Source organism: Arsenophonus endosymbiont of Apis mellifera, from assembly GCF_903968575.1.
In the GTDB taxonomy this organism is placed as follows: Bacteria; Pseudomonadota; Gammaproteobacteria; order Enterobacterales; family Enterobacteriaceae; genus Arsenophonus; species Arsenophonus apicola.
In genome coordinates, this window is the sequence record NZ_CAJCFU010000037.1 from 1 (window position 1) to 12839 (window position 12839).

Annotated in this window: 11 protein-coding genes; 8 read left to right on the forward strand and 3 right to left on the reverse strand. The window is 40.1% G+C overall.

The annotated features are described in order from the left end of the window. Nucleotides 1–177 (reverse strand): transposase (locus H1X92_RS04490; protein WP_180558337.1); only part of this gene is annotated, 177 nt, incomplete at its 3' end. Nucleotides 178–235: 58 nt separating this feature from the next. On the opposite strand from H1X92_RS04490, the gene H1X92_RS04495 reads away from it, so the two are divergent. Further along, the gene (locus tag H1X92_RS04495; RefSeq protein ID WP_180558336.1) at nucleotides 236–1462 is read left to right on the forward strand and encodes an RNA-guided endonuclease InsQ/TnpB family protein; all 1227 of its coding nucleotides are present in this window, start codon (nucleotides 236–238) and stop codon (nucleotides 1460–1462) included. 329 nt (nucleotides 1463–1791) lie between these two features. Here the strand turns inward: H1X92_RS04495 and H1X92_RS04500 are convergent, their stop codons facing one another. After that, nucleotides 1792–4233, reverse strand: a complete 2442-nt coding sequence (locus H1X92_RS04500) for a bifunctional aspartate kinase/homoserine dehydrogenase II (protein WP_180559034.1) — start codon at nucleotides 4231–4233, stop codon at nucleotides 1792–1794. Nucleotides 4234–4653: 420 nt separating this feature from the next. Here H1X92_RS04500 and metJ point away from each other — a divergent pair, with 420 nt between their 5' ends. Further along, a complete protein-coding gene (gene metJ / locus H1X92_RS04505) occupies nucleotides 4654–4971 on the forward strand; it encodes a met regulon transcriptional regulator MetJ (RefSeq protein ID WP_180559035.1) in 318 nt (105 codons plus the stop codon). A 174-nt stretch (nucleotides 4972–5145) separates the two neighbouring features. Here the strand turns inward: metJ and rpmE are convergent, their stop codons facing one another. Then, a complete protein-coding gene (gene rpmE, locus H1X92_RS04510) occupies nucleotides 5146–5361 on the reverse strand; it encodes a 50S ribosomal protein L31 (RefSeq protein ID WP_180559036.1) in 216 nt (71 codons plus the stop codon). A gap of 224 nt (nucleotides 5362–5585) precedes the next feature. Between rpmE and priA the strand changes: the two genes are divergently transcribed. From priA to H1X92_RS04540, 6 genes are all read left to right on the forward strand, one after another. Then, nucleotides 5586–7775, forward strand: a complete 2190-nt coding sequence (gene priA, locus H1X92_RS04515; RefSeq protein WP_180559037.1) for a primosomal protein N' — start codon at nucleotides 5586–5588, stop codon at nucleotides 7773–7775. 189 nt (nucleotides 7776–7964) lie between these two features. Further along, entirely contained in the window at nucleotides 7965–8993 is a 1029-nt protein-coding gene (cytR, locus tag H1X92_RS04520; RefSeq protein ID WP_180559038.1) for a DNA-binding transcriptional regulator CytR, read from the forward strand. Nucleotides 8994–9063: 70 nt separating this feature from the next. Further along, a complete protein-coding gene (locus H1X92_RS04525; protein ID WP_180559039.1) occupies nucleotides 9064–9810 on the forward strand; it encodes an SPOR domain-containing protein in 747 nt (248 codons plus the stop codon). 119 nt (nucleotides 9811–9929) lie between these two features. Beyond that, the gene (hslV, locus tag H1X92_RS04530; RefSeq protein ID WP_180559040.1) at nucleotides 9930–10460 is read left to right on the forward strand and encodes an ATP-dependent protease subunit HslV; all 531 of its coding nucleotides are present in this window, start codon (nucleotides 9930–9932) and stop codon (nucleotides 10458–10460) included. Between the two features lie 10 nt (nucleotides 10461–10470). Beyond that, nucleotides 10471–11802 carry an HslU--HslV peptidase ATPase subunit gene (gene hslU / locus H1X92_RS04535; protein WP_180559041.1) on the forward strand — a complete coding sequence of 444 codons (1332 nt, stop codon included), beginning with the start codon at nucleotides 10471–10473 and terminating at the stop codon, nucleotides 11800–11802. Between the two features lie 90 nt (nucleotides 11803–11892). Then, nucleotides 11893–12816: a 1,4-dihydroxy-2-naphthoate polyprenyltransferase gene (locus tag H1X92_RS04540; protein WP_180559042.1), complete on the forward strand. Its 924-nt coding sequence runs from the start codon at nucleotides 11893–11895 to the stop codon at nucleotides 12814–12816. Nucleotides 12817–12839: the final 23 nt, after the last annotated feature.

Here is a 12839-nt window from a genome sequence, read left to right on the forward strand (position 1 = left end):
TCCGTTACTTTCCTTTAAATCAGCCCCAAAGTCGCGACACACTTCACCTGCATACTGATGAAATGCTTTGTAGTGCAAGCCACTGAGTACTTTCTTTCGGTACTTAGTCACAAAGACAAGGTGAACATGTAAAAGAAACGCTGCATGTCTTGAACGGTTGATTTTATATTTTTGCATTGAAATTAACCGGATATACGGTAAGATAGTGAGATAATTTACTACACACTGAGTAATAATGCTAATTCTAAAAGCCTACAAATTCAGACTCGAACCAACCGAAAAACAGTCGCAACGTTTGCGGCAGTTGTGCGGATGCGCTCGTTTTATCTGGAATTACGGGCTAGCAGAGACGCAACGCATTATTGAATCCGGCGGTAAACTACCGTCAGCGTTTGAACTAAATCGGATGCTCACAGAATGGAAAAAAAAGCCGGAACATTCCTTTTTGCAAGAAGCCTACACGGATAATCTTCAGCAGAAACTCAAAGATCTGCACGGGGCATGGAAACGCTGCTTTGATAAAAAACTGGCAGCAAAAGCTCCTGTATTTAAAAGGAAAAATGACGGGCGTGATTCAGTTCGTTTTGTTAATTTTGATAAATATTGTCAGCTCGATAATGGCAGAGTGAGATTACCGTCAGGTTTGGTATGGGTAAAGTTCCGGCAGTCGCAAAAGCTGTACGGTAAGATTAAAAACGCAACCGTTAGCCAACATGCGGGACACTGGTATATATCGTTTCAGGTCGAACTGGAAATGGACATTCAGCCTCATTCGTCAGCAACAATGATTGGTTTGGATGCAGGTGTAACCAGACTCGCCACGCTGTCAGACGGCACAGTGTTTGAACCTGTAAACAGTTTTAAAACCAACCAAAAAAAGCTGGCGAAATTCCAGCGTCAGTTAAGCTGTAAAGTTAAATTCAGCAATAACTGGAAAAAACAGAAGCGAAAAATCCAACGTCTCCACTCGCATATAACCAATATCCGCAAAGACTACCTTCACAAAGTCACCAGTGAAATCAGCAAAAACCACGCGATGATCGTCATTGAGGACTTAAAGGTCAGTAACATGTCGAAATCGGCAAAAGGTACACAAGAGCAGCACGGACGGAATGTCAGGGCAAAATCAGGACTTAACCGTTCGATACTGGATCAGGGTTGGTATGAAATGCGCCGTCAGCTTGAGTACAAGCAGCTATGGCGCGGTGGTCAGGTATTAGCTGTGCCTCCGGCATATACAAGTCAACGGTGTGCATGTTGTGGTCATACAGCGAAAGAAAATCGTCAATCACAAAGTAGATTCGAGTGCCTTGAGTGCGGGTATACAGAGAACGCAGATATCAACGGAGCTCGTAACATTTTAGCGGCAGGACATGCCGTGTTAGCCTGTGAAGTGAACGGTGCAGTAATGCCGTCAGCAGCAGGAACCAGGCTTCTGAGCGATCAGATAGTCTCCGACTAACGGGAATCCCCCTCCTGAGTCACGAAGTGTGAAGGTGGGGGAGGATGTCAATCTCTTATGATATAACGGATATTGGCTTTATCATCAAACCTAAACCTATATCAAAAAGTATGGCATCTTTATAAAAGTTTATAATTGACTTATTGCCACTATGAAGCGTATTTCAGTTCAAGCTAGGGAGCAATTCCAGCATATTATTAGATGAACGACTAGCTAATATTATTAACTGTCCAGTACAAGTGACCCAACTAAGCAGAGTAATGACGCCTCTGCTTTTGTTGGCTATCAATGCATACGGAAGCACGATGACTATGCCATTATTATGGCGATTAAAGTAATTGTGATAAACGATTCAGATCAGACTGGATTGCACCCGCCATCACATCACGTCCAGCACCTGGGCCTCTGATTACTAATGGATTATCACGATACCAACGACTTTTAAGGGCAAAAACATTATCACCCGGTAACAAAGCTGCCAAAGGATGATCAGGCATAATAGCTTCAACGCCGACTTTGGCTCGTTTCTTTGTGGCATCAAAGCGAGCAACATACCGCAAGACCATGCCCATTTCCTGAGCAGCCTGGAGACGTTGTGCCATTTGTTCATTAATGACCATACTATTTTCAAAAAACTCATCCAGATCACCGGTTGCCGCTTCAGTTGTAACTAATGACTCGACCCGCACCTGTTCAGGTTCAATTTCATAGCCCGCTTCCCGTGCCAAAATGATCAATTGACGCATTACATCTTGCCCAGAGAGATCAATTCGTGGATCTGGCTCGGTTAAGCCTTGCTGCCAAGCTTGTTCTACCAATTGATTGAACGGTACCGTGCCATCGAATTGTAAAAATAACCAAGATAAGGTAGCAGAAAAAATACCACTAATAGAAAGGATTTTATCACCACTCTCTTTTAAATCACGTACAGTATAATTTATTGGTAATCCAGCCCCGACTGTCGCATTATACAACCAGTATCGACCTGTTTTTGCAAAAGCATCACGGATCTGACGGTAGTCATCGCTCAACAGAGCACCAGATACCTTATTGGCACTGATTAGATGAAAACCATAACTAGCAAAATCAAGATAGCTTTTTGCTAATAGGTCACTGGCTGTTATATCCAGTACAACCAGATCATCAAACGGATGATCCCGCATCCAGAGTAAAAGTGCTTCATCTTGATGTATTGTTGCATCATGATCAAAAAAAGCTAATACTCTACTTGGATCGATGCCCTCATAATTTAACAGGCTACGGCAACTATCAACTACCCCGGCGAGAATAAATTCGAAATCACTACGGGCGGAAATTGTTTTTTGCTCGGTGGCAAACAATTCCAACCAGCGAGAACCAATGTTACCTTTACCAAACAGAACCAAGCCAATACGTTTTTCCGCCCGAAATAAGCTCTGGTGTAATCCCTGCACTAAATGTGATGTTTGAGTCGCGCGTAAAACAGCTACCAGACTTATTTCTTCTTCAGAGTGCCAAATAAATTCAACCGGTTGATCTTTTAATTGTTGATAGAAACGATGACTATGCAGCGGATTTTTACCCACACCGGCTCCGACAAGGGCAACCAAAGAAAATTGATCACGTAATGATAAATCTTCTACTACCGTCATCTCCTTCAATACTGCCAGAGCACTAGCGGCAACCTCTGAGGTATAACATAACTGGATCAATTTTCGATCTGGATGTAAGCCAGTCGCTAATGGCCGCAACTGTCTTCGCTTTAGCAATAAATCGATCTCTTTATAGATTTGGCTAAAATTTTGCTGATTTGCCAGGTTTAATTCAACCAGACAAACATCATCATGGCTAGTAACAATTTTGACACCCGTACCTGATGCCAAAACACGCTCTATTTTTGTCGAACCCTGTTCAGGCTGATAACTACATCTAAGTTGTAAATCAATATTAGTGACAGAAATTGGCTGTAACGTGCGAGTATGAAGTACCGGTGCGGCTAAACGCGCTAATTCGCTGGCTTCATCAAGGCGTAATAATGGCAGCAAACAAGCATCTTTGACTTTGCGCGGATCAGCACTGTATACACCAGCAACATCACTCCAAATAGTTACTTTATTAACCTCCGCCAATGCTCCTACTTGGGTTGCTGAATAATCACTACCATTACGCCCTAATAATACCGTTTTACCTTGTTTATTTTGGGCAATAAAACCAGTCACCACCAACCGTTTATTAGGATGTTGTTGCAAAAGCTGTTGTAATAATGGGCGTGAGAGGGTTTCATCTACCTGGGGTTGAGCAGCAAATTCTGCACGCAAGAAAAGTCGTGCATCTAACCAATGACTTGGTAAACCAAATTCTTCCAATACCGCGGACATTAAACGCGCAGACCAAATTTCTCCATGACCAACAATTTCTGCATAAATATCATCATGAATAGTTTTCTCGACTAAGGTGCTTAAGCGATCAAGATCAGCTAAAAAAGCTAACTTTAATACCTGCCCTTTTGTGCCTGGTAATAGCCCAATAATAAGATCCTGTTGATAACGGCGTATTGACTGCTGTACCTGACTGGCTAAAGCACGATCAGTTTGACTTAACTTCAGCCAATCAATTAACTGATTGGTTGTTGTTCCTGCCGCAGATACCACCATTAAATCACCTGGCTGGCTATAATTTGCCATAATATTAGCCACTCGCTGATAACATTTCACATCAGCTAAACTACTACCACCAAATTTATGTAATTGACGATGGTGATATTTTACTGCTCTCGCTGTCACTGCATTCATGATAAAAAGTTACCTCTTCGCTACTCGCTGAAACGCGTTACCTAATCTTCAATAGCTACTGAAAAACTTAATAATTTTTTATTGGTAGTTGCTAGCTTACATCAAATAATGCGCTGCTAATATAGCACTTAACCAATGACATATGGTTAACATTGTTGGTTTAGCTAACATAATATCCATTCACTAAAAGAATTGAAAAGCTAATCAAACATAACCAAATGGACATCAAGATGTTAATACATCTGGAAATCCAAAATACTTTACGTTTAAATCAAGTAGTGGGATAATTATCAATATTAAAAAATGACAATAAACAATAGAATATTAGAAACTTATTAAACAAATTTTTGCCAACTAAGGCTATATTTATACAGCAACTAAATAAATTCTTCTATTGATTGACTTAACTTAAGGTATCCCATGGCTGAGTGGAATGGTGATTATGTTAGCCCTTATGCTGAACATGGTAAAAAAAGCGAGCAAGTAAAAAAGATCACAGTATCTATCCCATTAAAAGTACTTAAAATCTTGACAGACGAACGCACTCGTAGACAAATTAATAATTTACGCCATGCGACAAATAGTGAATTGCTTTGTGAAGCATTTTTACACGCGTTTACTGGGCAACCGTTACCAAATGATGATGATTTACGCAAAGAGCGTGATGATGAAATTCCAGAAGCTGCAAAAATCATTATGCGCCAAAGAGGTATTGATCCAGACACTTGGGAATATTAATTATTTTCCTTATTTTTCAAAGAGTAAATAATTAAAGTTTTTGCAAAAATGGTCTTGGTTTAATTGTTTATTAATTGAATTATTTTAGTTTTATATAACAGTAACACTCCGATATTAAGCGAAGTGTTACTCCTATATTATAAGCATGATTTTGCTTGTATCATTGAGCGATTATTATTTTTTCATGCCTGGAATATTGAATCGCTGCTTGAAGCGATCAACGCGGCCACCAGAAGCCACATCACGCTGTTTACCGGTATAGAATGGATGGCATTTACCACAAACATCCAAATTCAGATTATGATTAACAGTTGATTTAATTTTCATTACATTACCGCAAGAACAAGTCGCAGTAACTTCTTCATATTTAGGATGAATATCTTTTTTCATAGAAAACCTCTAGTTAGGCCGTATCGCTATCTAACCCTAACGCTAGACACCATACGTCAAATCGATTAACAATAGTGATTAGTAACCATCAAGATTACTAATAAAGGTGGCGGATCATACAGAAAATCTGCTTATAGCGCAATGAAATCTATTCAAATAATGTGATACTCTAGCTTTTATGTCTTATAAATAACATGTATGACAATAATTAGGAACATTTAATAATGGCTATTGTTCAAGTGGCGCTCCCTGTTCCGCTGATGAGCGCTTTTGATTACCAATCCAATTTTCCTTTACCCATTAAAGGTTGCCGGGTATTGGTACCTTTTGGTAAGCGTACTATCTTAGGTATTGTACTATCGCATAATCAAGATAGTAAACTCAGTTGTGAACAATTAAAAACCATTGAACAAGTTTTAGATCAAGAATCACTATTTTCAGATAGTTTATGGTCATTACTCCTTTGGGCCTCTCAGTATTACCATCATCCGATCGGTGAAGTCCTATTTCATGCACTACCGGTTTTACTACGGCAAGGCAAAGCGGCAACATTTTCTCCGCTATGGCAGTGGCAAATCACTGAGCAGGGTAAAATTTTTGCCCTAAACCAGCTTAAACGAGCACCGAAACAGCAACAGGCACTCGCATTATTACAGCAACAACCCCTTTATCGACACCAAATAGTAGAATATGAATTGAGTGAAAATGCGCTACAAGCACTAAAAAAGAGAAACTTAATTCAACTATTAGCCATCCAGCCAGAAATGGAAAGTTGGCATGCTGATTTTCACATCTGTGGTGAAAAACCAAAACTCAATCTAGAACAGTCCACTGCGGTAGGGACTATAAGTTCTCAGCCAACATTTACGCCTTGGTTATTAATGGGCATAACGGGTTCTGGTAAAACAGAAGTGTATCTCAGTGTCATTGAAAATGTTTTAACGCAAGGTAAACAAGCATTAGTCCTGGTGCCCGAAATTAGTCTTACCCCGCAAACTATTCAACGATTTAGTGAGCGATTTAATGCTCCCGTGGATGTGCTACATTCTGCATTAAATGATAGTGAGCGACTGGCGGTCTGGTTGCGTGCACAAAAAGGACACAGTGCGATTGTGATTGGTACACGCTCCGCATTATTCACAGCTTTTGCTAATCTTGGCTTAATCATTATTGATGAAGAACACGATAACTCTTACAAACAACAAGACGGATGGCGTTATCATGCCCGTGATCTGGCTGTTTTGCGTGCCAAAAAAGAGAACATTCCCATTATTATGGGAACAGCAACACCTTCGTTAGAAAGTCTCTATAATATTGAGCAAGGAAAATATCACCGTCTAGATCTCACCCAACGCGCTGGAAACGCTAAACCGGCAAGTCAACATTTACTCGATTTAAAAGGCCAGCCATTAAAATATGGTATGTCCAGACCATTAATTCAGCGTATGGAAGATCATTTGGCAGCCAATAATCAGGTGATGCTATTTTTAAATCGCCGCGGCTATTCACCAACATTAATTTGCCATGATTGTGGCTGGATTGCCGAGTGTTCACGGTGTGATCGTTATTACACATTACACCATCATCAACGTCAGCTTCGTTGCCATCACTGTGATAGTCAACTGCCAATCCCAATACAATGTTCACACTGTGGCTCTACGCATCTGCTGCCTGTCGGTTTAGGAACTGAACAGTTAGAAGAGGCGATTAATCAGCTTTTCCCTGAGATACCGGTTACCCGCATTGACAGAGATACCACTCGGCGTAAAGGGGAATTAGAAAAACAGCTAGCAACTGTCTATGCAGGTGGTGCTCGGATTTTGATCGGTACCCAAATGCTCGCAAAAGGACACCATTTTCCTGATGTTACTCTGGTTGCCCTACTGAATGTCGATGGCGCACTTTTTTCCAGTGATTATCGGGCGACAGAAAGATTTGCTCAACTTTATATCCAAGTATCTGGACGGGCTGGGCGAGCCGGTAAGCATGGCGAAGTGATCCTACAAACCTACCACCCTGAACATCCATTATTATCGACACTATTAGAAAAAGGCTATAACGCGTTCGCAGCAGAAACACTAGCGGAACGACGAGATGTTTTTTTGCCACCACATAGCAGTCATGTCATGATCCGTTCAGAAGATCACCATAACCAGACTGCACCTAATTTTTTAAACAAGCTTCGCCAATATATAGAACAACATAACATGCGCGACTCGCAACTTTGGTTATTGGGTCCTATACCGGCAATCCAGGCTAAACGGGCAGGCCGTTTCCGTTGGCAATTACTGTTGCAACATCCTTCGCGCTCCTATTTACAACAATTTCTTTCGCATATATTACCTGAAATTATGGCCTACCCTGAAAGTCGAAAAGTAAAATGGAATATTGATGTAGACCCGACCGAAAATTAGTCGTTGCAATTACTCATCTACACCTATTGAATCAAATAAAATTAGCTTTATGCGAAGCTAATCTATAAATAAATCTAATTAAATAATTCAGAGAAATTTATTTAAAAATTTGGCGGCTAACGTGCTTAAAATAAGTAAACGCAAAGATTAAATCGACGCTATTATTAATTAAGGACGCGAGGTGGCGCTATGGAACAAAAGATCAATCACCACAACGCAACGATGAAGGATGTTGCTAACGCAGCCGGAGTGTCTACTGCAACCGTTTCACGCGCACTGACCAAGCCAGATCAAGTTTCTGCCAAGACGCGCCAGAAAGTTGAACAAGCTGCGTCGAAAACGGGTTATGATGCCTTTTGTCTGACAAAAAATACAAAATCAAGCAAACCTAAAACTATTTTTGTCGCTATACCCGATATTACCAACCCTATTTGTCCTGATATTATTAGTGGTATTGAGCAAGTGGCTGCTGAACAAGGATATATGGTACTAATTGGTGATTGTAAACATTATCAAAAACAACAACACCCACTTATTGATATATTTATTAGCCAACAAATTGATGGCATCGTGTTACTCAATTCTAATATTCCGTTTACACTCACCAATAGAAAAGCAAAAGATTTTCCACCGATAGTGGTTGCAAATGAATTTGTACCTGAATTCAAACTTGCTACTATAAATATTGATAATCTAACATACTCTTTTAACGCAATTAACTATTTACAAAAACTGGGTCATAAATATATTGCTTGCATAACAGGCCCAGAAACCGCTCTGTCTTGCCAATATCGTTTGCAGGGTTACATTCAAGCGATACAGCGGGCAGGTAATAAAGTGCAACAGGAATATATTATTAACAGTGATTTTAGTTACCAAGGTGGAGCTGGAGGCATAAAAAAACTTTTTGCATTACCTAAGCCACCTAGCGCAATTTTTTGCCATAATGATATTATGGCTATCGGTGCTATATGGCAAGCCAAACGTATGGGGCTAACATTACCAAAAGATGTATCTATTATTGGATTTGGCAATCTCAACTTTGCACAATATAGCGAACCCGCTCTTACTACAATCGAGCAACCTCGCTTTGAAATTGGTCGCCAAGCAATGTTACTACTTTTAGCAAAAATTCAAGGCCATAGAATAGATAAAAATGCAAAATTGCTAGACTGCCATTTAATTATCTGTGATAGTGTTTGTCCACCTACAAACTAGTCAAAAGTGATTAGGTTAAGTAACCTATAATGAATTAATGTAACTTTTTTATTAATCAGCGAATTGAAAAGTGGCACAAAAAGATTACGTAAGACGAGGACGCACAACGTCCCGCAAAAATAAACATTCAGGCAAGAAAAAATCAAATCAAGGATTGCCAAAAACAACCCTTGTTGTCGCTATTGCCATCGTCGTTATCTTTATTGGCGGTTTATATTTCATTACGCAAAATAAACGCGTTCCGGTGCTTAACAGAACAATCACACCAAACACCAATCAGCCAGTCAGCAGTCTACCTCCTAAGCCAGAAGAACGATGGCGCTATATAAAAGAGCTGGAAAAGCGGGGCACTGATCTGCCAAACTTTAATCGCTCAACTAAATCAAATATTAATAACACAACTGAATTAACCAATGAACAACGTCAGCTTCTGGAGCAGATTGATGCGGATAGACGCAATCCTGTCACTAATCTATCCGAAGTACCTAATAATGATAATGTTCCCCGCTCACGCGTCATCATTAATGGCCCGCCAATAGAATCACCTCTGCGGTTAAAACCCGCACCCCAGCTTCAGCAACCAACCAATAGCCAACAAAAAATAGTGGTACAATGTGGTTCATTTAAAAACCTGGAGCAAGCAGAATCAATTAAAGCTAATCTGGCATTCGCAGGTTTAGAAAGTAGAATTAGTTCGACAGATGACTGGCATCGTGTCGTCCTTGGGCCTTACAACAAAGAAACAGCAGAAAAAATACGTGACCGAGCTAAATCTGTCGGCTTATCTGGCTGTATTCTTCGTACAAGTAAGGGTTGAAAAATGATTATTATCCCCCATTTACATTCCTAATAGCGTAAATACAGACTTTTTATGTAATAAAAAAACTAAAAAGTATGTTTACATACTCCCCTAATAAAATAACCAAGGGCTGACTCATGACTACAATCGTAAGTGTTCGCCGTAATGGCCATGTTGTAATTGGTGGTGATGGACAGGCGACGATGGGTAATACCGTCATGAAAGGCAACGTCCGTAAAGTGCGCCGCCTTTATAATGATAAAGTTATTGCGGGCTTTGCAGGCGGTACTGCTGATGCATTTACACTGTTTGAACTTTTTGAACGTAAACTAGAGCTTCACCAAGGACATCTAACCAAAGCCGCTGTTGAACTGGCCAAAGATTGGCGTACTGATCGTATGCTGAGAAAACTTGAAGCGCTTTTAGCTGTTGCAGATGAAAACAGCTCATTGATCATTACAGGTAATGGAGATGTTATTCAACCAGAAAATGATTTGATCGCTATTGGTTCTGGTGGTGCTTATGCACAAGCCGCTGCGCGTGCCCTGTTGGAAAATACAGAAATGAGCGCACGTGATATTACAGAAAAAGCGTTAAATATAGCGAGTGATATCTGTATTTATACCAATCATAATTTTAACTTTGAAGAACTCTCTTCAAAATCTTAAGGATTTAAACATGTCTGAAATGACGCCTCGTGAAATTGTCAGTGAATTGGACAATCATATTATTGGTCAAGACAAAGCAAAACGTTCTGTCGCTATTGCGCTACGTAATCGTTGGCGTCGTATGCAACTTGATGAAGCATTGCGCCAAGAAGTAACACCAAAGAATATTTTGATGATTGGTCCAACAGGTGTTGGTAAAACTGAAATTGCTCGTCGTTTAGCAAAACTGGCTAACGCTCCCTTTATCAAGGTCGAAGCAACAAAATTTACTGAAGTCGGTTATGTAGGTAAAGAGGTTGATTCTATTATCCGTGATTTAACTGACGCTGCTGTAAAAATGGTACGCCTGCAATCTATAGAAAAAAACCGTTACCGTGCCGAGGAACTGGCCGAAGAACGTATTCTTGATGTTTTATTGCCACCAGCTAAAAATAATTGGGGACAACCTGATCCCCATGTAGAACCCTCTATTGCCCGTCAATCGTTCCGCAAAAAACTAAGAGAAGGTGAGCTAGACGATAAAGAAATTGAAATTGAAGTTGCTACTACACCAGTAGGTGTCGAAATTATGGCGCCTCCAGGCATGGAAGAAATGACCAGCCAGTTGCAATCTATGTTTCAAAATCTAGCCGGGCAAAAACATAAACCCCGTAAGATGAAGATCAAAGAAGCCTTCAAAATACTAATAGAAGAAGAAGCAGCAAAACTGGTTAATCCAGAAGAACTAAAACAGCAAGCAATTGATGCGGTTGAACAACACGGCATTGTTTTTATCGATGAAATTGACAAAATCTGCAAACGTGGCGAAACTTCTGGCCCAGATGTGTCTAGAGAAGGGGTACAACGTGATTTGCTACCTTTAGTTGAAGGCTGCACCGTTTCTACTAAACATGGTATGGTAAAAACTGACCACATTCTATTTATCGCCTCTGGCGCATTCCAGGTTGCGAGCCCATCTGATTTGATTCCGGAGTTACAAGGCCGATTACCCATCAGAGTTGAACTCCAAGCGTTGACGGCAGAAGACTTTAACCGTATTTTAACTGAACCAAATGCGTCTTTAACTATACAATATAAAGCATTGATGGCAACCGAAGGTTTAAAAATTGAATTTACGCCAGAAGGTATTGGCAAAATTGCTCAAGCAGCCTGGCAAGTTAATGAAAAAACAGAAAATATTGGTGCTCGTCGCTTACATACCGTTCTTGAGCGATTAATGGAAGATATCTCTTTCGATGCCAGTGAACGCAATGGTCAAGACATTATCATTGATGCTGATTACGTTGCTACGCATCTGGATGAACTCGTTGCAGATGAAGATCTGAGTCGATTTATTTTATAATCTAGCGTCGTTAACTTTGCTGATTATAATCTTGCATGGGGGGCTAAGCCTCCCATTATTTTTATAACGATATACTTGTGGATTAATTACATGAATTTAATCACATCAAGAAACCCTATCCAAATACAAGCGTGGCTGGAAAGTTTACGCCCTAAAACACTTCCCTTAGGTATTGCGCCGATTATAACGGGTTCTGCATTAGCTTATTGGTCTGGCGCTTTTACTCTCTCGATTGGATTATTAGCTCTACTTACTGCGGCTGCACTACAAATTCTATCTAATTTGGCGAATGATTATGGTGATGCGGTTAAAGGCAGTGATACCGAGCAACGATTAGGGCCATTACGAGGTATACAAAAAGGAATTATTAGCCTAGCCGAAATGAAAGTTGCCCTAAAAATCACTATCATTATTTGTTGTTTATTTGGCTTAAGCCTGATCATAGTCGCTGCGAGAACGCCAAAGGATATTATTGGTTTTCTGATACTTGGCGTTATCGCTATAACAGCCGCTATTACTTATACTGTGGGTAAAAAACCCTATGGATATCTGGGACTGGGCGACATTTCAGTGCTGATCTTTTTTGGTTGGTTGAGTGTGATCGGAACTTATTATCTACATACTAACCACTTTACTTTGATGACATTATTGCCAGCAACTGCTTGTGGATTACTGTCAGTAGCTGTACTCAATGTTAATAATATGCGCGATATAGAAAATGATATTAAAGCGGGTAAAAATACCTTAGCGGTTAGATTAGGCGCCAAGGGCGCCCGACAGTATCATGCTGCACTCATCTTAATCGCAATTTTCTGTTTAATACTCTTTAGCCTGCTATATATTCAACACTGGACGGGTTGGTTATTCTTACTCGCTATACCGATGTTATTAAACCATATAAAGAAAGTTATTTATGATACTACAGCTGAGGGTGTGAAACCTTTATTGGAAAATATGGTAAAAGCGGCGTTACTGACCAATATTCTATTTTCTGTTGGACTTATTTTAAATTAATTATTGTCATTTTGATTTTTCTC